This window comes from Streptomyces sp. NPDC015032 (genome assembly GCF_043080425.1).
In the GTDB taxonomy this organism is placed as follows: Bacteria; Actinomycetota; Actinomycetes; order Streptomycetales; family Streptomycetaceae; genus Streptomyces.
The window spans coordinates 78,124-99,196 of sequence record NZ_JBIBVN010000003.1 but is presented as its reverse complement, the minus strand read 5'-3'; the positions used below and the strand labels follow the sequence as shown (position 1 = coordinate 99,196).

Below are 21,073 nucleotides of genomic sequence, written 5' to 3'. Positions count from 1 at the left end.
GGGGTGGCAGCCTGTTACGAAGCCGGCGCGCACGGGGGCGCGGACGTCATGGGGCTGCCCCGTGCCGACCTCTCCCCCGGCTCCCCGGCCGACTTCGTCCTGCTGCGTGCCGAGTGCCTGCCGCAGGTCGTGGTGGACATGCCCGCGCGCGACATGGTGGTGCACGGCGGCCGGGTGGTGGCCCGCGACGGCGAGTTGATCTGACGCCCTCTCCCGCCTCCGTGCCCCGGCGGCCGACGAGACGCCAGTGACTCGCGAGTCCCGGCACAGGCCGGCAGGGCCCAGGGAGGACGGCACACGTGACGGCAAGCACCGGCTGGGAGACGGAGGACAGCCGTCGGCTCCGGCATCGCGCACACCGCTGAACGAGCTCGCACGCCGGGCCATCAGAGAACGCATCATCGACGGCAGCTACGCCCAGGGCACCCGCATGGTGGAACGCGAGATCGCCCAGGACCTCCGGATGTCGCGGGTGCCGGTGCGCGAGGCACTGCGAGCGCTGGTGGAGGAGGGCCTGCTGGACCTGCTGCCGCACAGCGTGCGAGTACGCCGACTGGAGCGAGCCGACGTGGAGCACCTGTACGACGTGTGGGAGCCACTGGCCATCCAGGCGTCACGCGTCGCGGCATCGCCGCGGGAGACGCCGACGCCGCAGGGGCGATCACCCTCCTGCACGTCCGCAAGAGCCGGGAACTCGCACTGCGGGCCGTGACCGTGCGAACCGTTTCCTGAACGGTCTGTATGCGCGACCGTGGGACCTCGCGCGTCGAGAGATTCGGGAGTGGATGTCATCCTCCCGGCATTTCTCGCCGCACAACAGCGCACCACCGTCGACGGATGGCTCGGCGACGCCGCCGCCATCATCGCGATCCAGCGCGACGGACCGATGGTCGGCCCGCTGTGTCGCGCCCGGCCGGGCGAAACGGGGTTTGCCCCCGCCCGATCTCTTCCGACCGGGGACACCCGGCCACGGTGTGGCGCCCGATCACCGTCAGCTGTTGGCCGACCGTGACTTCGCGGTCGGCCGCTCGCGTACTTCTGCTGTGATAGGGGAACAACTCCTCTACGAGAGGTCGGCAGAACCTCGTGACCGCGCGAGCCGGCGCGTACGGACCAGGTCCGTCGCAGGCCGCGTCCCGCGGGATCGTGCGACGCCATGCTGGGCACGCCGTACGACGGCAGGAGGTTCCGCCCTCCGCAGCGCCGCTCCTCGGAGGAGTTCTCCGATGACCACCACATTCAAGGTCACGTCTCTGACGCCCGCACACCGCGACCATCTCCTGAGTCTTGCCGACAACGTATGGTTCCCCGCCGCGCACCGGCTCTTCGAGGAACACACGCCCGCCGACCACTTCTGGATCATGAAGACGGGCACGGTGACCCTCGACTCGCAGCTGCCGCGCCGACGTCGCGCGGAGATCGAGTCGCTGGGGCCGGGCGAGCTGATCGGCCTGTCCTGGCTCTTCCCGCCCTTCGAGTGGGAACTCGGAGCCGAGACCGTGAGCCCCGTCCGCGCCTTCCAGTTCGACGCACCGCAGGTCCGTGCACTCTGCCGGTCGGACCCCGAGTTCGGATTCGCGATCAGCCAGTGGGTCGGTCTGGTACTCACCCAACGGTTGCATGCGACGCGTGGCCGGCTGCTCGATCTCTACGAGTCCGCTGCGCGGGCCTGATCTCTCGATGCGCTGCCCCTGTGGCCGACGGAGCGTGCTGCCCGTGGCCGCGGAGCGTCGAAGACGCGCGGGACGGCCGACGGCTGTCAGGACCCGGACCGCGGGTCGCGTGCCCCGCCCTGTCAGGCGTCGGACACGGTGAAGAGGGCGCCGTCGGGGTCGCGGATGATGAAGGCGTCCTTCGCGGAACCGGCGAGCGAGGGCATCGTTGAGGAATCGCCTCCGGCGTCGACGGCGGCCGCCGCGGCCTTTTTGCTGTCCTGGACGTGGAAGTCGACGATCCACCGGGGGCGGATCTTCGGGTCCGGGGCGGTCTCGATGCCACCGCCGCGCAGGGTGGCGACCGTGTGCCCCGCGAGCTGGATGACGACGTGATCCTGTGCGTAGTCGACCGTGCAGCCGCCGGGCGGCTGGGCCCAGTCGAAGACCTCGGCGTAGAAGATGGCGGCCTCGAACGCGTGGCGGGTCTGCAGGTCCAGCCGGGCGGGAGCGCTGCCCCGTCCCACCGACCAGGCCAGGGCCGGTCCTTCCCAGAAACCGAACATCGCCCCGTCGCGGTCGGCGGCGATCCCGGCGCGCCCCGCACCGAGCTTCAGCGGGCCGATCGCGGGCGTGGCACCGCGCTCCCTGATCCGGGCGGCCGTCTCGTCGGCGTCGCGGACAGCGAAGTACGGGGTCCAGACGGCAGGAGGGCCGGCGGGTGAGCAGCATCCGATTCCGGCGACCGGTTCGCCGTGCGCCATGGCAACCGAGAAGCTGCTGCCGAGGCTGCTGTCGCGGAATTCCCAGCCCATGACCTCGGTGTAGAAGGCCTGTGCCGCGTGCAGATCGTGTGCCATCAGGTTCACCCAGCAGGGCGCCCCGGCAACCGGCATGATCCGTTCGGGAGACGGCATTCGATACTCCTTCCGGTGGACCGGTCAATGTCCGGGGGCGGGCCTGTCCGGGGGCTCAGGCTCCGTCGCCGCAGCCGGCCCGCCAGCGCTCGGTGGTGTGAGCGGCAGCGCGGGACGACCGGCGGGGCGGCCTCCTGCCCTCACCGTGTACCCGGCGGCATGTCACCGCACTCCGGAGCCGCTCCGTCCACGCCCGATCCCGCATTGCCGGAAACCTCGCCCCTCACGCACCGGGGCCGGTGAGCGGGCCCCGCTGGTACGGCGAACGCGGACCGTGGTCCCGGGGCGGTCCACCATGCGCCGGTGGCGCACCACCGAGAACGCCGTCAGCGCCTCGCTCCGGCCATGCGCTTCCACCCGATCCGGTTGTAAAATGTCGTCCAAAAGATGACAAATGCCATGTCATGCGGACGATGACGCGCAGGAGGCAGCGATGGCGCGGGCAGTGGGAATCGACCTGGGAACGACGAACTCCGTGGTGTCCGTGCTCGAGGCCGGTGAGCCGACGGTCGTCACGAACACCGAGGGCGCGCGGACCACACCGTCCGTCGTCGCCTTCGCGAAGAACGGCGAGGTGCTGGTCGGCGAGGTCGCCAAGCGGCAGGCGGTGACGAACGTCGAACGCACCGCGCGGTCGGTCAAACGGCACATGGGAGACGCTCACTGGCATTTCCCCGACTCCGGTGACATCGACGGCAAGCGGTACACGGCACAGGAGATCTCCGCGCGAGTGTTGCAGAAGCTGAAGCGGGACGCCGAGGCGCATCTCGGGGAGGACGTCACGGACGCGGTGATCACCGTCCCGGCGTACTTCAACGACGCCCAGCGCACCGCGACCAAGGAGGCGGGCCAGATCGCAGGGCTGAACGTGCTGCGCATCATCAACGAGCCGACATCCGCGGCATTGGCCTACGGCCTGGACAAGGAGAACGAACAGACGATCCTCGTGTTCGACCTCGGTGGCGGCACGTTCGACGTATCGCTGCTGGAGATCGGTGAGGGCCTGGTGGAGGTGAAGGCGACCAACGGCGACACGCACCTCGGCGGTGACGACTGGGACCAGCAGATCGTCGACCACCTGGTGAAGCAGTTCAAGAACGGCTACGGCGTGGACCTGTCCAAGGACAAGATGGCTCTCCAGCGCCTGCGCGAGACCGCGGAGAAAGCGAAGATCGAACTGTCGTCCGCGACCGAGACCACGATCAACCTGCCCTATATCTCGGCGTCGGCCGAAGGCCCGCTGCATCTGGACGAGAAGCTCACGCGTGCACAGTTCGAGCAGTTGACGGCGCCTCTGCTGGAGCGCTGCAAGGGGCCTTTCCACAACGCGGTCAAGGACGCCGGCATCAAGGTGTCGGACATCGACCACGTGATTCTGGTGGGCGGTTCGACGCGGATGCCCGCGGTGACCGAGCTCGTCAGGGAACTGACCGGCAAGGATCCGCACAAGGGTGTGAACCCGGACGAGGTCGTCGCCATCGGCGCCTCGCTCCAAGCCGGTGTCCTCAAGGGCGAGGTCAAGGACGTCCTGCTGCTCGACGTCACCCCGCTGTCCCTCGGCATCGAGACCAAGGGCGGCATCATGACGAAGCTCATCGAACGCAACACCACGATCCCGACCAAGCGCTCCGAGGTCTTCACGACGGCCGAGGACAACCAGCCGTCCGTGCAGATACAGGTCTACCAGGGCGAGCGCGAGATCGCGGCGTACAACAAGAAGCTCGGCATGTTCGAGCTGACCGGCCTGCCGCCGGCCCCGCGCGGCGTCCCGCAGATCGAGGTCGCCTTCGACATCGACGCGAACGGCATCATGCACGTCGCCGCCAAGGACCTCGGCACCGGCAAGGAGCAGAAGATGACCGTCACCGGCGGCTCCTCGCTGCCGAAGGACGACATCGACCGCATGGTGCGCGAGGCCGAGCAGCACGCGGAGGAGGACCGGCGCCGCAAGGAGTCCGCCGAGACCCGCAATCAGGCGGAGAGCCTGGTCTACCAGACCGAGACGCTGCTGCGGGACAACACCGACAAGATCCCCGCGGATGTGCGTGCCGAGACCGAGGCCGCCCTGGCGGAGGTCAAGGAGAAGCTCAAGGGCGAGTCCGCCGAGGGCGACAACACCGCCGAGATCCGTACCGCCACCGAGAAGGCGGCGGCCGCCGCGCAGCGGATCGGCACCGCTCTGTACGCGCAGGCACAGGGCGGCGATACCGCTGGAGGCGGTAGCGCCGGTACCGGCACGCCCGGAGGCACAGGCACCGGTGACGATGAGGTCGTCGATGCCGAGATCGTCGACGACGAGCAGAAGGGGGGCACCGGATGAGCAGGAATCCGCACCTCCGGCACCAGGGCGAGCGGCCCCTCGTACTGGTGCGTGACCGGAGCGGGGCCTCCCCGGTCACTCTTCCGTCCCGACCCCACCCGGGCGCGGGGACCGACCGGACGGAGACAGAGGATGGACGACCGCATGAGGTGCGTCTGCGCGAGCAGGTCGCGGAGCGGACCGCAGACCTGCAGCGAGTGAAGGCCGAGTACGACAACTACCGCAAGCGGGTGCGTCGCGACCGCCTGGCGATACGGGAGATCGCGGTGGTCAACGTCCTCACAGGTCTGCTTCCGGTCCTGGATGTCATGGAAGAGATCCAACGGCGGGACGACGACCACGGCGCGGCGGCGGTTCTCTCCGCCACACTCCAGGACCGGCTGGCGGGACTGGGACTGCGGACCGTCGGCGCAGCGGGTGAACCCTTCGACCCCCACACGCATGAGGCGATCACCTACTACGCCTCCGGCACCGCCCACGAGGCCGTATGCACCGAGGTGCTGCGGCACGGCTACCGGGTCGGCGACCGTCTTCTGAGGCCGGCCCAAGTGGCGGTCGAAGGTCCCGCTCCCGCCGCGTAGTCCTGCGGGAGGCGGCTCCCCCGGACTTCGGGCCGGCCGGGTTGGAAGGCTTGGAACGACACCGGAGGCGCGCCGTGCCGGTGCCGACGCCCGGCCGTGTGCCGGGCTCGGCTGCGTGCCGGTGCGGCCGTGTGCGCTGCCGTGTGCCGGTGCCGGGTGCGGTCGCGGGCAAGCGTTACGTGGCACGGGTCGTCGCCGTCGACGCGTACGGGAACGCTTCCCCGGCCGCTTCGCTGGCGTTCCGCAAGTAGCCGAGCGGTGCGGCCGGGACCGGGCGGCTCCCTCCCTGGGATGCCGTCCGGTCCCCGTCCTGCCGGGTGGTCAGGTCGTATCGGGGTCCACCACGGCCCGGCCCTTGGCGCGCCTGCCGACGACCGCGGCCGCGGCGGCCGCGCCGGCCGTGAAGGCGAGGGCGACCATCCATGGCCGGTTGAAGACGTTCCGGGTGACGTGGTCGACGGAGTACCGGCCGGGTCCGGTCAGGCCGATCGCCGCGGCGGTGAAGCCGAGGAAGGCCGGGTACTCGTAGCCGCCGCTCTGGACGAAGAACCCGGCGGGCGCGTGGACGGCCACGGCACCTGCCATCGCTCCGGCCGCTGCCGCACCGGCCGCCGGGGTGGCGAGGCCGAGAGCCAGCAGTGCGCCGCCACCCGCCTCGCCGAGCCCGGCGGCGACCGCACTGTGCTTCGGCGGGTGGAAGCCCATGGCCTCCATCGCGGCGGTGGTTCCTTCGATGCCTCCGCCACCGAACCAGCCGGCCAGTTTCTGGGTGCCGTGCGCGGCCAGGACCGCGCCGGTGCCGACGCGCAGGGCGAGCAGGCCGAGGTCACGCCGGTCGAGGCAGGCCATGGGAGTCTCCGCTGGGGTTCGGGGCAGGGGGCGGGGCCCGGTGGGGCCGGACACACCACCCGGTCCGCGTGGCGGGCGGGTGGCGTGGTTCCACTCTCCGTGGCGCGGGGCGCCGGCGGGTCCCGGTGCTACGCCGTCCGGGGGACGGCCGCACGCGCGCCCCTGAGACGAACGCCATTGTGCAACTTGTTGCACAATGGCGTTGTGTCCGTCTACAACTGGTGCGACGACACTGTGTGAGGAGCCGCCGCATGAGCCCGTACCCGAATCTGCTGAGCCCGCTCGACCTCGGGTTCACGACTCTCCCCAACCGGGTGCTGATGGGGTCGATGCACATCGGCCTGGAGGAGGCCGAGCGCGGCTTCGAGCGGATGGCCGCCTTCTACGCGGAACGGGCCCGGGGCGGCGTCGGTCTGATGGTCACCGGCGGTATCGCCCCGAACGCCCGGGCGTGCTCCCTCCCCGGCGGCGCCAAGATGACCACCGAGGCGGAGGCCGAGCAGCACGCGCGGGTGACCGCCGCCGTGCACGAGGCGGGCGGCCGGATCGCCATGCAGATCCTGCACTTCGGCCGGTACGCGCACCATCCCGACCTGGTCGCGCCGAGCGCGATCCAGGCGCCGATCAGCGCCTTCACTCCGCACGCCCTCACGGACGACGAGGTCGAGGAGACCGTCGAGGACTTCGCCAGGGCCGCCGGGCTCGCGCGGCGTGCGGGCTACGACGGTGTCGAGATCATGGGCTCCGAGGGCTATCTGATCAATGAGTTCATCGCCGCCGCGACCAATCACCGCACCGACCGCTGGGGCGGCCCGTACGAGAACCGCATCCGGTTCCCCGTCGAGATCGTGCGCCGGGTCCGGGAGCGGGTCGGCAGCGATTTCATCCTGATCTACCGGCTCTCCATGCTGGACCTGGTGCCCGGTGGCTCCTCGCTGGAGGAGGTGGTGCGCCTCGCCCGCGAGGTCGAGTCCGCCGGCGCGACGATCATCAATACGGGGATCGGCTGGCACGAGGCCCGTATCCCCACCATCGCCACCTCCGTGCCGCGCGGTGCCTACACCTGGGTCACCGAGCGAGTGCGCGGCGCCGTCTCCGTACCGCTGGTGACGAGCAACCGCATCAACACCCCCGAGGTCGCGGAGGCGGTCCTCGCGTCGGGCCGGGCGGACATGGTGTCGATGGCCCGGCCGTTTCTCGCCGACCCGGACTTCGTCGTCAAGGCGGCCAAGGGGCGCGCCGACGCGATCAACACCTGCATTGGCTGCAACCAGGCATGCCTGGACCATGTCTTCAGCGGCCGCGTCACCTCGTGCCTGGTCAATCCGCGGGCCTGTCACGAGACCGAACTCACCCTGGCGCCGACCCGCACCGTCAAGCGGGTGGCGGTCGTGGGCGCCGGGCCGGCCGGTCTCGCGTGCGCTGTCTCGGCGTCCGGGCGCGGACACCGGGTGACCCTCTTCGACGCGGCCGAGGAGATCGGCGGACAGCTGAACGTGGCGCGCCGGGTTCCCGGCAAGGAGGAGTTCGACGAGACGCTGCGTTACTTCCGCACCCGCCTCGCGGAGGAGGAGGTCGAGCTGCGACTCGGTACGCGGGCCACGGCGGATGTGCTCGCGGACTTCGACGAGGTCGTCATCGCCACCGGTGTCACGCCCCGCTCGCCCGCGATACCCGGTCTGGACCACCCCAGCGTGGTCGGCTACCTCGATGTCCTGCGCGACGGGGCACAGGTCGGTGACCGGGTCGCGATCATCGGGGCGGGCGGGATCGGCTTCGACGTCGCCGAGTTCCTGACCGACCCGGGTGATGCCGCGAGCCTCGACCCGGAGGTGTTCTTCCGGCAGTGGGGCGTCGACACCGACTACCGCGACCGGGGCGGTCTTCGCGCCCCGGAGCGTCCGAAGGCGGCGCGCACCGTCCACCTGATCCAGCGCAGGACCGGCAAGGTCGGTGCGGGGCTGGGCAGGACAACCGGCTGGATCCACCGCACCGAGCTGCGGCACCGCGGCGTGACGATGATCGCGGGCGCCGTCTACGACCGGATCGACGACGACGGACTGCACCTGACCGTCGACGGTGAGCAACACCTGCTGCCGGTCGACACGGTGGTGCTCTGCGCGGGCCAGGAGCCGTGCCGCGAGCTGTACGAGGAGCTGCTCGCCGCAGGCCGTCCGGCGCACCTGATCGGCGGCGCCGACATGGCCGCCGAACTGGACGCCAAGCGCGCGATCCGCCAGGGCACGGAGCTCGCGGCTTCGCTGTGACGGTCCCCGGCAGCCACCGGCCCGGGGGCTTCCGGACGACCGCTCCCTCCGTCCTGGGACCACTGCCCGGCCGTCCTTAGGATGCACTCCATGTCACTGCCGCATGCGATCCTCACCGCCCTGCTCGAAAAGCCGTCGTCGGGGCTGGAGCTGACCCGCAGGTTCGACCGGTCGATCGGCTACTTCTGGTCCGCCACGCATCAGCAGATCTACCGCGAGCTGGGAAAGCTGGAGCGGGCCGGGCAGATCCGGGTGCTGCCGTCGGAGCAGCCCGCGCGTGGGCAGAAGAAGGAGTACGAGGTGCTGCCCGCGGGCCGGGAGGCGCTGTCCGCATGGGTGGCCCGCTCCGAGGACCCCAAGCAGGTCCGGGATCCGCTGCTGCTGAGGATGCGGGCGGCGGCGGTCGTCGGAGCGCCCGGACTGGACGCCGAGCTGCGGCGGCATCTCGGGCTGCACCGTCGGCAGCTGGCGGAGTATCTGGAGATCGAGCAGCGGGACTTCCCTCCCGGGCGGAACTCCGCGGAGGACCGGCTGCGGCATCTGGTGCTGCGCGGCGGCATCGATCTGGAGAACTTCTGGATCGGCTGGCTGACCCGGGCGCTGGCCCACGACGAGGAGCCGGACCCGTCGGGCGGCTGAGAACCTGTCGGGTGACCTCTGATCGGGCGGCCACGCCCTGGCACGCACGCTTCCCGGTCGAAGGTCACCCGACGGGCTCTGAGGACCGTACGGCGGTCGTTCGACGTGCTCCCGACGGGTCGGACGACGCCGGCGTCAGGTCACGGTCCGCCCGCCGGGGCCCGGACGGGTTCCGGTCGCAGTGCGGGGCGGTCCGACGGCCCCCGGCTCCCGGTCACGACCCGTGACGGTGTTCCGGCCCCGTGCCCGGGCCCGGCCGTGGCCACCGTCCGTTCGACGCCGACCGGGGGCCCGGTCTGCGCGCGGCTGAGCAGAATCACGCCCCGCACCGCCGCGGCCGTGCCCAGCAGTGCCAGGACCAGGCCGGCCGTGCCGCCCTGGAGCCGTTCGCCGAGCAGGGCCAGACCTATGGCCGCCGCGGCCACCGGATTGGCGAGGGTGACGACGGCCAGTGGCGCTCCCAGGCCGCCCTGGTAGGCGGTCTGGGACAGCAGCAGCCCGCCCATCGCGAACGCGGACACCAGGAGCGCGACGACCACCACGCGCCGGCTGAGCAGCGGGCCGGTGTGGCCGGTGACGGAGACGGTCAGGGTCTGGGTGAGCGCGGAGGCGACCCCGGAGGTGATGCCGGACGCCGCCGCGTGCCGCAGGCCGGGGCGTGCTCCCGGTCGGCTGAGTCCGGCGACGACGGCCATGGTCCCGGCTCCGACGGCCAGCGCCTCGGGGAGGCTGAGCGTCTCGTGCGGGGCGGTACCGCCCGCGGTCATCAGCAGGGCGCCGAGACCCAGCAGGGTGAGGATCGTGCCGCGCCATTCGATCGGGGTGACCCGGCGCCCGGCGGCCCTGGCTCCCAGCGGGACGGCGGCGACCAGGGTGAGGGCGCCGAGCGGCTGGACGAGCGTGAGCGGACCGTACTCGAGGGCCGCAACGTGCAGCAGGGCACCACCCGCGTTCAGAGCGACCGACCACCACCAGGCACCGCGGCCGAGCAGCTTCAGGCCCCTCGCACCGGGCTCGGTGCGGCCGGCGAGCCGGGACTGGGCCACCGCGGCCGAGGCGTACGCGGCGGCGGAGACGAGGGACAGCGCGACGGCTGTCGGCGTGGCGTTCACCGCCGGGCCCCGGACGAGGCGTACGAGGACGCGGGAGGGGTCTGCGGTGCGGCGTCGGCGGTCGACGCGGCGGGTCCGGCGGGCGGGGGCACTGCCGCCGACAGGGACGCACTCGCCGGGGCGGGCCACGGAAGGTGTGCGCGCACGGGCTCCGCGCGCCGGAGCGGCAGCGCCGCGAACGCCAGGGCGAGGAGCACGGAGACCACGATCGAGTCGAGCCAGTAGTGGTTGGCCGTGCCGACTATGACCAGCAGCGTGACGAGCGGGTGGAGCAGCCACAGCCAGCGCCACCGGGTGCGGGTGGCGACGATCAGCCCCACGGCGACCATCACCGCCCAGCCGAAGTGCAGCGAGGGCATCGCGGCGAACTGGTTCGCCATCGAGTCGGTCGTCGGCGTCGCTCCGTACACCGTCGGCCCGTAGACCTGGCCGGTGTCGACGAGCCCGGCAGCGGCCAGCAGCCGGGGCGGGGCGAGCGGGAACAGCAGGTGGAGGGCGAGTGCGGCGCCGGTGAGCGCGGCGAGGATGCGACGCGACCAGACGCAGTGGCGCGGGCGGCGCCAGTAGAGCCACCCGAGGAAGAGCAGCGTGGCCGGGAAGTGCACGGTCGCGTAGTAGGTGTTCGCGAGGTGGATCAGCGTCTCGTCGTGCAGCAGCAGGCTCTGCACCGCGCCCTCGCCCGGCAGGTGCACGGACCGTTCGAAGTCCCAGACGTTCCCGGCGTTGCGGTACGCCTCCTCCACGTGACCGTTCGCGGCCTGCCGGCCGAGCTTGTAGATCACGAAGAGTCCCACGACGAGAAGCAGCTCGCGGACGAGGGGCGGTCGGGCAGAACTGTCCGGCTCCCGATCTGCGGGCTCGCTACCGGCGTACCTCATCCGGTGCCCCTTTGCTGAGAAGCGGTGTTGCGGCGGCAGGTTCCGGCCCACGCCATATCGATACGCCAGTGTACCGATACGCAAACGTATCGGTACACGCGCGTTTCGGTACACTGGCGCATCGATGGACCTCACCGCAGAATCGCCGAGAGGGAAGGCAATGCCGTCACAGGAAGCCGCGCGGGAACAGGCACACACATCACGCCGCTCGAAGATCACGCCGGAGCGGGCGCAGGAGCTCTACGCGGCCGTGCTCGACATCCTGAGAGAGTGCGGCTACGAGGCCCTCACCATGGAAGGGGTCGCCTCGCGGACGCGTTGCGGCAAGTCCACGCTCTACCGGCAGTGGGGCTCCAAGCCCGAACTGGTCGTGGCGGCACTGCACGGCACCCGGCGGGTGCTGCTGCCGCACATCGACACCGGCACACTGGCGGGGGACCTGCGCGAGGCCGCGCGGGCCATCGGCACGGCATCGGGGCGTGACACCCCGCTGATGCACGCGCTCAGCCATGCCGCACTGCAGAATCCCGAACTGCTGTGCGCGCTGCGCGAGGCCCTGATCGTGCCGGAGGTCGCGGCGATCGAAGCGATGGTCCGGCGCGGCGTGGAGCGAGGGGAGATCCCGGCGGACACTCCCGCCACGGAGTTCGTCTCCGCACAGCTGATGGGCGTGATGCGCGCCCGGCCCCTGTTGGAGGGGAAGCTCGCGGACGAGGCGTATCTCACCCGCTTCGTGGAGAACGCCGTACTTCCCGCACTCGGACTGGACGCCCCTGCGCCGTAGTCCCCCAAGACGCGGGTCGCCGTCCGAGCGGATGACGACGACTCGCCCGCGCCGCACCGTGGGGACGGGGGCGGCGTACCACCCGGGCGGCCGGTGACTCCTTCGGGAGCCACCGGCCGTCCGTGTTCGTTCTGCCCGCCAATCACCAAACAAACACTTGGTAGTTTCGCTAGACTGACCGACCCGATCGGCTTGCCCCCACGACTGAGGCAGAGGCGGACCATGGACATCAGCAATCCCCTCGACTTCACGGGGCGGGCGGTGATCGTCACGGGCGGCACCAAGGGCATCGGCTCCGCGATCGCCGGGGCCTTTCTCGCCGCCGGTGCGGATGTGCTGGTGTGCGGCCGCAGCGAACCGGCCGAACCCCCTGCGGGCGGTGGCCGGCGGGCACACTTCCGGGCTGCCGATGTACGCGACCCGGCAGCCGCCGCCGCGCTGGTCGACACGGCGGTGGAACGGTTCGGGCGGCTCGATGTGCTCGTCAACAACGCGGGCGGCTCCCCCGACGCCGACGCCGCCACCGTGTCGCCGCGGTTCATCGAGAAGATCGTCGCACTCAATCTGCTGGCCCCGTTCTACGTGGCGCAGGCCGCCAACCGGGTCATGCGGGTCCAGAGCGAGGGCGGTTCGGTCATCAACATCGGCAGCGTCTCCGCACACACCCCGCAGCCCGGCACGGCCGCCTACACGGCGGCGAAGGCCGGGCTGCTGGGACTGACCCGGGCACTGGCCCTGGAGTGGGCACCGAAGGTGCGCGTCAACCACATCACGACCGGCCTGATCCGCACCGAGAGCGCGGCACCGGTGTACGGGCAGGACGGCGGCGCCGCGGTGGCCGGGGTGATTCCGATGCGGCGGATGGCCGTACCGGCGGATGTGGCGCGCGCCTGCCTGTATCTGGCGGGCGGCCTGGCCGGGTACGTCAACGGCGCCGATCTGGCCGTGCACGGCGGGGGCGAGGTGCCGGCCAGATTCCTCGCCGCACAGGGCGAGTGAACAGGACCGGCAGCGTCCGTCGGGCGCGCGGTGGCAGCGGTGGGCCGCCACGACCCACCCCACACGGGCGGCGGCGCTCCGGCGCCACACGGCCGTCGCACGCGGCACACGATGCGGCCGCGCCGTCCGGCGGGCGCGCCGAAACGGACGGGCACACATCGGGCAACCATTCTCGTCCCCTTGACGATATAGACCGACACCTCTTATCGTCCCCATGACGAGAACAAGGGGGGCCGACATGGCCGACATCACCCGGCGCTTCGGCTGGCGCCATCTGCGCTCCGCGCCCACTGCCCACATCCGCCACCACAAGCGCGGCCGGCTCGCCCACGACGGACCGGGGCTCAGCTTCTGGTACCGGTCACTGACTGCCGCGCTCTCCGAAGTGCCGGTCAACGACCGCGAGTTGGCGATGGCCTTCCATGCGCGTACCTCCGACTTCCAGGACGTCACCGTGCAGGCCACCGTGACGTACCGGATCAGCGACCCGGCCGAGGCCGCCGCCCGCCTGGACTTCTCGGTGGACCCGGACACCGGGGCCTGGCGCGGCGCGCCGCTGGAGCAGATCGCCACGCTACTCACCGAGACCGCCCAGCAGCACACACTGGACGTGCTCGCCCGGACGGCGCTGGCCGAGGCACTGGTCGACGGTGTCGCATCGGTACGCGACCGGGTCGCAACGGGGCTCGCCGCCGAACCCCGGCTGCCCGCCACCGGCATCGACGTGGTCGCGGTGCGGGTCGTCGCCATCCGCCCCGAGGCCGAGGTGGAGCGCGCCCTGCGCACCCCCGCCCGCGAGCAGATCCAGCAGGAGGCCGACCGGGCCACCTACGAGCGCCGCGCCGTGGCCGTCGAGCGGGAACGCGCCATCGCCGAGAACGAGCTCGCCAGCCAGATCGAACTGGCCCGCCGTGAGGAGCAGTTGGTCGAACAGCGCGGCACCAACACCCGCCGCGAGGCCGAGGAGAACGCGGCGGCCGACGGAGTGCGTGCCGAGGCCGAGGCGGCCCGCAAGGTGCGGCTGGCCCGGGCCGAGGCCGAAGCCGCCCGTGAGGTCGGCGCCGCACGCGCGGAGTCCCAGGCGGCCTGGCTGCGGGTGCACGACGAGGTGGACGCCGCGACCCTGCACGCCCTGGCAGCCACCGCACTGGCCGAGAACGTGCCACACATCGACAGCCTCACCGTCTCCCCCGACATCCTCACCGGCCTGCTCGGCAAGCTCGGCAGGACCGCCCCGGAGTCCCCGGCATGAGCCTCGCCCCGCGCGCGGTCCTGGTCCACCGCACCACGGAGTACGAGGAGTTGCTGGCCAGGCACGGCACACACGGCCAGGCCGCGTTCTTCCTCTCCAGCCGCGGCCGGTCCATCGACGAGGTGGCCCGGCGGCACCGGCACACCGAGCAGGCGCTCGCCGACGTGGCGGCGGCGGTGCCGCTCCAGTGGCGCCGGTCGCGGGTGGAGCGCGCCGATCTCGACCGTTTCCTGTTCGCGCCCGAGGACGTGGTGGTCGTCGTAGGACAGGACGGGCTGGTCGCGAACGCCGCCAAGTATCTGTCCGGTCAGCCCGTCGTCGGCATCGACACCGACCCCGGACGCAATCCGGGCGTGCTCGTACGCCACCGGCCCGCCGACGCGGCCGCCCTGCTCCGGACGGCCGCGTCCTCCAGCGGCGCGGCCGACGAACTCACCATGGTCGAGGCCGTCGCCGACGACACCCAGCGCCTCCTCGCCCTCAATGAGATCTATCTCGGCCCGCCCGGCCACCAGACCGCCCGCTACCGGCTCGGCCCCGACGCACCCGATGACGCACCCGCCGAACCGCAGGCGTCCTCCGGCGTCCTGGTCGGCACGGGCACGGGTGCCACGGGCTGGCTCCGCTCACTGTGGCAGGAGCGCCACAGCTCCCTGCGGCTCCCGGCCCCCACCGACCGCCGACTGCTCTGGTTCGTCCGCGAGGCCTGGCCGTCACCCGCCACCGGCACCTCGCTGGTGGCGGGCGAACTCGGGCGCGGACAAGGGTTGAGGCTCACCGTCGAGTCCGATCGCCTGGTGGCCTTCGGCGACGGGATGGAGGCGGACGCACTGGAACTGACATGGGGTCAGACGGTACGGCTCGGCATCTCGGCGACATCGCTGCGCCTGACCGTCTGACAGCCCGGAACCCGAGGGCCGAGCAGGCCGGTGAACTGGAGGCGGCCCGTGCTCGTCGGGCCGCCTGCGAGCAGCACGTCGCCGGCGAAGCGGAAGACGGGACGGCCGTGACGTCCGCCGCGAGCAGCGCCCACGGCGAAGGCCACGGCGGCGGCCGACCGCCCGGCGAGGAATCGGCCGTACGTAGGCTTGCCTCCGCGCATACCGGACCGCCGGGCCCGCGCCCGTCGCATCCACGCCCATCCACGAGGAGCACCATGGACACCACCCCCACCGACGCCCCGCCCCGCAACACCCGCCCGCCGCTGGCACAGGCGGCGCTCGGCGTGGGCGTCATCGTGCAGGACGCCCGGGGGCGCGTACTGCTGGGCAGGCACCACGGCGGAACCTGGGAACTCCCCGGTGGAAAGGTCGACCCGACCCATGAGTCGATCGCCGCGGCGGCCGTCCGCGAGCTCCGCGAGGAGACGGGCCTGGAGGTCGACGTGGCCGATGTGACGGTTTTCGCCATGCTTCATGACGTGATCGGGGGCATCAACCGGGTGTCGATGGGGGCCGTGGTGACCCTGGGATCGGGCAGCCCCCGGGTGACCGAGCCCCATCTGATCAGCAGCTGGCAGTGGACCTCGCCCGACGCACTGCCCGGGCCGCTGTTCGGCCCCTCGGCACAGGTCCTCGCGGCCTGGCGCCCGGATCTCGCGATCGAGCACCCTCCGGCGCACCTGCTGACCGTCTCGGCCGGCAAAGACGGCGCGTGCCCCGTGACCGGGCCGGCCTGACCCGGACGACGGATGCGACCGCCTGGAGCCCCGATCACCGGTGCGGTGGCTCGTCCGGCGGCCGGCGCCTCCGGGACCGGTCCCCCGGTCACCCGCCCGGCCCCGGGCGTCGCTCCCGGCCGCCGCCCGGACTACGCGTCGGGCGAACGACCCCACCGCTCGACGCCTCGTTGCCGCGATCGCTCTCCCTGTCCGTGCACGGGCTGGGAGGGGTGCCGTTCTGCCATGCGACGCCCCGGGACGCCCTCGATGCCTTCGCCCCGCGGGACGGCCGCGACCACGCGCCGTGACGCGCACACTCTTCAGCAGAACCCGGCCCCGGCCGCGTCGGTGACACCGCCCGGTCGCCGAGACCTTGCAGGCGGATACCAGGACAGCTGAACTGCTGTGCGGCATCGCGAAGTTCCGGTCTGTATCGTCACTTCTCCGACGGTCCGGCACCATGGGGGAAGTTGCGATGAGCCCTGATTCCTTGCTCCGACAGGCGATCACCGAGGACATGAGGGACATCCCGGCCGGGGAGATCGTCCTGCGGGACGAGGGCACGCGGACCGACTGGAAGGCCGAGGTCGGAGCCTTCCGGATGGCGCCGCATCCCGTGACCCGCGAGCTGTACCGCGCCGTGCGGGGCGAGGCGCCCGTGTCATCGGCGGGGCCGCGGACACCGGTGACGGACGTCTCCTGGAAGGACGCCGTTCGATTCTGCAACCTGCTCTCGCAGGCGACGGAACTCGAACCCTGCTACGCGATCGGCGACGATCCCGACGGGCAGGACGTCATCTGCGACTGGACGGCGACCGGCTACCGTCTCCCGTCCGAGGCGGAGTGGGAGTACGCGTGCCGGGCCGGGACCTCCGGCGACCGCTACGGAGAGCTGGACGAGATCGCCTGGCACCGCGGGAACTCCGGCGGCGCGGTGCACGACGTCGCGACCAGGGCGCCGAACGCGTGGGGCCTCTACGACACGATCGGCAACGTGTGGGAATGGTGCTGGGATGTCTACGATTCCAGGGTCTACGGCCCGTACCGGGTGTTCCGTGGCGGAGGTGGATACGACCGCCCCCGAGGGTGCCGGGCCTCGTGCCGCCGCAAGAGCCATCCGACCTTCCGCATCGACGATCTCGGCTTCCGGCTCGCCCGGTCACGGTGATCGGGGCGGCGCGATGCCACACCGATAGGTGCGGTGTGCGCTATCGGTCCGAGGCACCGGCGGTGAACGTGACCGGCAGGTGCTCGGGGCCACGCAGCCCGCCCGGCCGCCACCGCAGCTCCTCGGGCGGCACAGCCAGCGCGAGGCGGGGCAGACGGCGCAGGACGGTGGCAATGGCGATCCGGCCCTCCAGCCGGGCCAGCGGCGCACCCAGGCAGTAGTGGATGCCGTGCCCGAACGCGAGGTGGGCATTGTCCCGCCGGGTGATGTCGAGACGGTCGGGATCCGGGAAGTGTTCCGGATCGCGGTCGGCGATGGCGGAGGCCACCAGTACGGTCGCCCCACGCGGGATGTCGACCCCGGCAATGGTGACGTCCTCACGCGCAAACCGGGCGATACCGGGGCTGACCGGTCCGTCGTAGCGCAGGAATTCCTCGATCGCGCCCGGCAGCAGCGACGGATCGTCGCGCAGCATCCGCAGCTGGTCGGGGTGGGCGAGGAGCGCGGCGATGCCGCTGCCGATCAGGTTGACCGTGGTGACGTACCCGGCGACGAGCAGCAGGAAGGCCATGGAGATCAGCTCGTCCTCGTCCAGCCGCCGCTCCTCGTCCCGGGCGACGATCAGCGCGCTGAGCAGGTCGTCCCCGGGGTGGGCCCGCTTGGCCTCCAGCAGTCCGGCCAGATATGCGCTCATCTGCCGCCACGCCCCGTCCAACCGGGCCCGGTCCGGTGGCTCGGACCCCTGGAGGATCAGGTCGTCGGTCCACCGCTGGAAGTCGTGCCGGTCGGTCACGGCCACCCCGAGCAGTTCGCTGATCACGGTGACCGGGAGCGGCAGCGCGTAGCTCTCCACCAGGTCGGCACGGCCGGTCGGCACGATCTCGTCGAGCAGCCGGTCGGCGATCTCCTGGATCCGTGGCCCGAGCCCCGCCACGTGGTGCGCGGTGAACGCCTTGGAGACCAGGCGACGCAGACGGGTGTGATCCGGCGGGTTCATGCGCAGCATGGTGTGCAGCATGGACCCGCGGTCGTCGGCGGGCACCCGCTCGATGATCCGAGGGTCCGACGCATCGCGGGCGTCGCTGCTCAACTGCGGGTGGGACAGTGCCAGGAGGCCGTCCTCGTACCGCGTGACCACCCACGCCTCCACGCCTCCGGCGAGAACGGCACGCCGTACCGGGCCGTCCTCGCGCAATTGCCGGTAGAGGGGAAAGGGATCCGCCACAAAGGCCGGGTCGGCGTAGGGCAGGAGGACCGGCTGCTGGCTCATCATGCCTCCCGTGGGGCATCGCGTCACATATGACCGTTTTCATCTGATACGTCCAGCGTAAGGGGCGCGGGGCTCAGTCCGCGGGAAGACGGCGCGAGCCCCGCGGCGGCGGGTCCTGTACGGCGGGTCGCCGGCCGGAATCGCCGACCGGAAGGCCCACCGATGACAGGGGCGGCGGCAACGAGCGGGGCGGACCGGCCGGGGCGGGGGCGCGTGGTGCCTACGCGCTACTGGTTCGATCAGCGGCACCACCCGGTCCCCTACCGGATGTGAGCCGCAGAGTCCCTCGATCACATGACCGGGGGTGTGTCGGACCGACAGGCGAACGCGGCTCCGGCGCGCATGACGCCACCGGTGCGGGCGTCGGCTGACGGTGCAGCAGGTCTCTGGTCGGGTCGAAGTGCAGTGTTTTTCCGCCTTTGCCTGCGGTCCATTACGGACACCGCAGAAAATCTCCTGAATCCAGGCGTACTGCTACCCGCCGCCGCAGTGAAAGAACGAACACTTTGCGGTGGGGGTTGTTTTGCTCAATGGAATCCACTGTTCGCCCACTTAACGTAGCCCACCGGGTTACGCCCCTTCACATACCCCGCCGGGGGCAAAACCCGGTCGCCTATCTGCCTGAAACAGGCCGATCCCAAACCGGTCTTGGATCACACCCGCCCGTGCGGCGGGGAATGCGTAGAAGGAATGATGACCATGAATGCGAACGCCTCTGTGCTGGTCCGGCGGTCACGCACGTGCCTGGCCGTTGTCGCCGTTGCCGGAGCGCTGGGACTGCTCAGTGCGTGCGGCGGATCGTCACACCCCAAACCACCGGGTGCACTGAGTCCCGGCACTGGCCAGACCCTGCCTGGAACGCCCGGTGCCTCCGGAACGGGCGGTACGGTCAGCCCGCCACCCATCACGCCCTCCACCTCACCCACCGCCGGCCAGTCGTCCGCTCCGGCGGCCGCCAACGCGGTGACGATCAAGAACTTTGCGTTCTCCCCGGCCAAACTGACGGTCAAGGCGGGCACGAAGGTGACCTGGACCAACACCGACCCCGACACTCACACCGTCACCAGCAAACAAGGCTCGGGCGGGCCGCTGAAGTCGGCCGGCCTGGCCACCAACGCCACCTACAGCTACACCTTCACCAAACCCGGCACCTACGCCTACTACTGCACCATCCACCCGTTCATGACCGCCACCGTGGAGGTGACCCCATGACCGAACCCCCACACGACTCCACCGGCGACGGCGAGCACGGTATGTCCCGCCGCAAGCTCATGCGGCACTCGGCCTGGTTCGGTGGCGCCGTCGTCCTGACAGTCACCGCGGGAGAGGTGATCAGCCATATCCCCGGTTCGACGGATCCCCCTCCGGCGGGCAGCACGGACCTGCGATTCGTGCAGATTTCCGACAGCCACATCGGCTTCCATGGCCCGGCCAACCTGAATGTCGCCGGAACGTTCACCGCAGCGATCAACCAGGTCAACTCACTCGGATTCCGCCCCGACTTCGTCATGCACAGCGGCGACCTGACACACCTTTCCACCCCCGCCCAGTTCGACCAGGTCAAGCAGATGCTGTCGCAGCTGCGCACGGACCGGATCTTCACCGTGCCGGGCGAACACGACTCGATCGGAGACAACGGACGCGCATACCGGCAGGCTTTCGCCAAAAACACCCTCGGCGACGGCTGGTACAGCTTCGACACCCACGGTGTGCACTTCATCGCGCTGGTCAACACTCTTCACCTTGAGCGACTCGGCCACCTGGGCAGCGCTCAGATCGATTTCGTCCGCAAGGACATCGCCGGCCTGTCATCGGACACCCCAATCGTCGTCTTCAGCCACATCCCCTTGTTCGCGATGTATCCGAAGTGGGGCTGGGGCACCGACGATGCGGTGAAGGTCCTGTCGATGCTGCGCCGTTTCTCCTCCGTCACGTGCCTCAACGGGCACGTCCACCAGCTCTTCACCAAGACCGAGGGCAATATCACCTTCCACTCGGCCGCCCCCACCTGCTACCCGTTTCCCAAACCCGGCCAGGGCCCCGCCCCTATTCCGCAGGTGCTGCCCGCCGGACGCCTCAAGGACGCACTCGGCATCCGCACCGTCAACTACCGTCAGGGCAGCCATGCACTGGCGGTCAAGGACGAGAAACTCACATGAACCACCGGAGCCTGTCCGCCCTCGCACTGCGTTTGGTGCTCGCCGCCACGCTCGCGGCAAGCGGATACATCCACGCCCAGCTCTACATCGACGGATACCGCTTCATCCACGTCATCGGCCCGTTGTTCCTGCTGCAGGCCGGCGCCGCCTTCGCAGTTGCCGCACTCCTCCTGTTGGCGGCACCCCTGCTCCTCCGAATCGCTGCCGCCGCAATCGCCATCGGCGCGCTCGCCGGGTTCGCCACATCCCGCACCATCGGGTTGTTCGGGTTCACCGAACGCGGCTTGCAGCCCGCCCCGCAGGCGCTGCTCAGCCTCATCGCCGAGACACTCACCCTGCTGACTGTCGTGACCTGGCAGGCGCTCGAGATCCGGCAACACCGTCGCACCCGGCCGCACCATGACGAGACCAGCCGAGTGCGGCCCGGCCTCCGCACCATGGCACCGGACAGATGAGCCGGACACCGAAGCGCCTCCCACGCAGCGGACACCACCCGGCGCGGCGGCCCACCCGCCGGCCGACAAGTGGCAGGCCGGCTGTCGAAGGGGGAGCATGGACAGGAAGCG

The 21,073-nt window shown here is 71.1% G+C and carries 19 protein-coding genes and 2 pseudogenes; 16 read left to right on the top strand and 5 right to left on the bottom strand.

From position 1 onward, the window contains the following. Window positions 1–12: 12 nt before the first annotated feature. The 3 genes and pseudogenes from ACF08M_RS06245 to ACF08M_RS06235 all read left to right on the top strand — a co-directional run. Window positions 13–204, top strand: a pseudogene (locus tag ACF08M_RS06245) (cytosine deaminase); the annotation flags it as partial. Window positions 205–316: 112 nt separating this feature from the next. Further along, window positions 317–646, top strand: a pseudogene (locus ACF08M_RS06240) (GntR family transcriptional regulator); the annotation flags it as partial. A 580-nt stretch (window positions 647–1,226) separates the two neighbouring features. Continuing rightward, window positions 1,227–1,673 carry a Crp/Fnr family transcriptional regulator gene (locus tag ACF08M_RS06235; RefSeq protein WP_392184072.1) on the top strand — a complete coding sequence of 149 codons (447 nt, stop codon included), beginning with the start codon at window positions 1,227–1,229 and terminating at the stop codon, window positions 1,671–1,673. Between the two features lie 122 nt (window positions 1,674–1,795). Here the strand turns inward: ACF08M_RS06235 and ACF08M_RS06230 are convergent, their stop codons facing one another. Next, window positions 1,796–2,569, bottom strand: coding sequence for a VOC family protein (locus tag ACF08M_RS06230; RefSeq protein ID WP_392184071.1), 774 nt, complete (start codon window positions 2,567–2,569; stop codon window positions 1,796–1,798). Window positions 2,570–3,002: 433 nt separating this feature from the next. Here ACF08M_RS06230 and dnaK point away from each other — a divergent pair, with 433 nt between their 5' ends. Together dnaK and grpE are read left to right on the top strand one after the other, a co-directional pair. Beyond that, a complete protein-coding gene (gene dnaK, locus ACF08M_RS06225; RefSeq protein WP_392184070.1) occupies window positions 3,003–4,889 on the top strand; it encodes a molecular chaperone DnaK in 1,887 nt (628 codons plus the stop codon). Between the two features lie 149 nt (window positions 4,890–5,038). Further along, on the top strand, window positions 5,039–5,470 hold the full coding sequence (gene grpE, locus ACF08M_RS06220; RefSeq protein ID WP_392184069.1) for a nucleotide exchange factor GrpE: 432 nt from the start codon (window positions 5,039–5,041) through the stop codon (window positions 5,468–5,470). A 321-nt stretch (window positions 5,471–5,791) separates the two neighbouring features. On the opposite strand, the gene ACF08M_RS06215 is transcribed toward grpE, so the two are convergent. Then, entirely contained in the window at window positions 5,792–6,319 is a 528-nt protein-coding gene (locus ACF08M_RS06215; RefSeq protein ID WP_392184068.1) for a DoxX family protein, read from the bottom strand. 251 nt (window positions 6,320–6,570) lie between these two features. Here ACF08M_RS06215 and ACF08M_RS06210 point away from each other — a divergent pair, with 251 nt between their 5' ends. Together ACF08M_RS06210 and ACF08M_RS06205 are read left to right on the top strand one after the other, a co-directional pair. After that, on the top strand, window positions 6,571–8,586 hold the full coding sequence (locus ACF08M_RS06210; protein WP_392184067.1) for an FAD-dependent oxidoreductase: 2,016 nt from the start codon (window positions 6,571–6,573) through the stop codon (window positions 8,584–8,586). Window positions 8,587–8,676: 90 nt separating this feature from the next. After that, window positions 8,677–9,225: a PadR family transcriptional regulator gene (locus ACF08M_RS06205; protein WP_392184066.1), complete on the top strand. Its 549-nt coding sequence runs from the start codon at window positions 8,677–8,679 to the stop codon at window positions 9,223–9,225. Window positions 9,226–9,365: 140 nt separating this feature from the next. On the opposite strand, the gene ACF08M_RS06200 is transcribed toward ACF08M_RS06205, so the two are convergent. Beyond that, complete coding sequence (locus ACF08M_RS06200) at window positions 9,366–10,337, bottom strand: hypothetical protein (RefSeq protein WP_392184065.1); 972 nt, start codon at window positions 10,335–10,337, stop codon at window positions 9,366–9,368. Then, window positions 10,334–11,215, bottom strand: a complete 882-nt coding sequence (locus tag ACF08M_RS06195; protein ID WP_392184064.1) for a phosphatase PAP2 family protein — start codon at window positions 11,213–11,215, stop codon at window positions 10,334–10,336. Before ACF08M_RS06195 ends, ACF08M_RS06200 begins: the two co-directional genes overlap by 4 nt. A gap of 160 nt (window positions 11,216–11,375) precedes the next feature. Here ACF08M_RS06195 and ACF08M_RS06190 point away from each other — a divergent pair, with 160 nt between their 5' ends. The 6 genes from ACF08M_RS06190 to ACF08M_RS06165 all read left to right on the top strand — a co-directional run bounded on the left by ACF08M_RS06190 (window position 11,376) and on the right by ACF08M_RS06165 (window position 17,078). Next, the gene (locus tag ACF08M_RS06190) at window positions 11,376–11,999 is read left to right on the top strand and encodes a TetR/AcrR family transcriptional regulator (RefSeq protein ID WP_392184063.1); all 624 of its coding nucleotides are present in this window, start codon (window positions 11,376–11,378) and stop codon (window positions 11,997–11,999) included. A gap of 222 nt (window positions 12,000–12,221) precedes the next feature. Then, on the top strand, window positions 12,222–12,998 hold the full coding sequence (locus ACF08M_RS06185; protein WP_392184062.1) for an SDR family oxidoreductase: 777 nt from the start codon (window positions 12,222–12,224) through the stop codon (window positions 12,996–12,998). A gap of 238 nt (window positions 12,999–13,236) precedes the next feature. Then, entirely contained in the window at window positions 13,237–14,250 is a 1,014-nt protein-coding gene (locus ACF08M_RS06180; protein ID WP_392184468.1) for an SPFH domain-containing protein, read from the top strand. Further along, window positions 14,247–15,149: a hypothetical protein gene (locus tag ACF08M_RS06175; protein WP_392184061.1), complete on the top strand. Its 903-nt coding sequence runs from the start codon at window positions 14,247–14,249 to the stop codon at window positions 15,147–15,149. Before ACF08M_RS06180 ends, ACF08M_RS06175 begins: the two co-directional genes overlap by 4 nt. Before the next feature lie 257 nt (window positions 15,150–15,406). Then, the gene (locus ACF08M_RS06170; protein WP_392184060.1) at window positions 15,407–15,928 is read left to right on the top strand and encodes an NUDIX hydrolase; all 522 of its coding nucleotides are present in this window, start codon (window positions 15,407–15,409) and stop codon (window positions 15,926–15,928) included. 457 nt (window positions 15,929–16,385) lie between these two features. Continuing rightward, complete coding sequence (locus ACF08M_RS06165; RefSeq protein ID WP_392184059.1) at window positions 16,386–17,078, top strand: formylglycine-generating enzyme family protein; 693 nt, start codon at window positions 16,386–16,388, stop codon at window positions 17,076–17,078. Window positions 17,079–17,118: 40 nt separating this feature from the next. Here the strand turns inward: ACF08M_RS06165 and ACF08M_RS06160 are convergent, their stop codons facing one another. Further along, entirely contained in the window at window positions 17,119–18,348 is a 1,230-nt protein-coding gene (locus ACF08M_RS06160; protein WP_392184058.1) for a cytochrome P450, read from the bottom strand. Between the two features lie 699 nt (window positions 18,349–19,047). Between ACF08M_RS06160 and ACF08M_RS06155 the strand changes: the two genes are divergently transcribed. From ACF08M_RS06155 to ACF08M_RS06145, 3 genes are read left to right on the top strand one after another with little or no spacing between them, the layout of a single operon-like run. Further along, on the top strand, window positions 19,048–19,560 hold the full coding sequence (locus tag ACF08M_RS06155) for a cupredoxin family copper-binding protein (protein WP_392184057.1): 513 nt from the start codon (window positions 19,048–19,050) through the stop codon (window positions 19,558–19,560). Next, entirely contained in the window at window positions 19,557–20,507 is a 951-nt protein-coding gene (locus tag ACF08M_RS06150) for a metallophosphoesterase family protein (RefSeq protein WP_392184056.1), read from the top strand. Before ACF08M_RS06155 ends, ACF08M_RS06150 begins: the two co-directional genes overlap by 4 nt. After that, window positions 20,504–20,962, top strand: a complete 459-nt coding sequence (locus tag ACF08M_RS06145) for a hypothetical protein (protein WP_392184055.1) — start codon at window positions 20,504–20,506, stop codon at window positions 20,960–20,962. The genes ACF08M_RS06150 and ACF08M_RS06145 overlap by 4 nt, the downstream gene beginning before the upstream one ends. Window positions 20,963–21,073 lie beyond the last annotated feature (111 nt).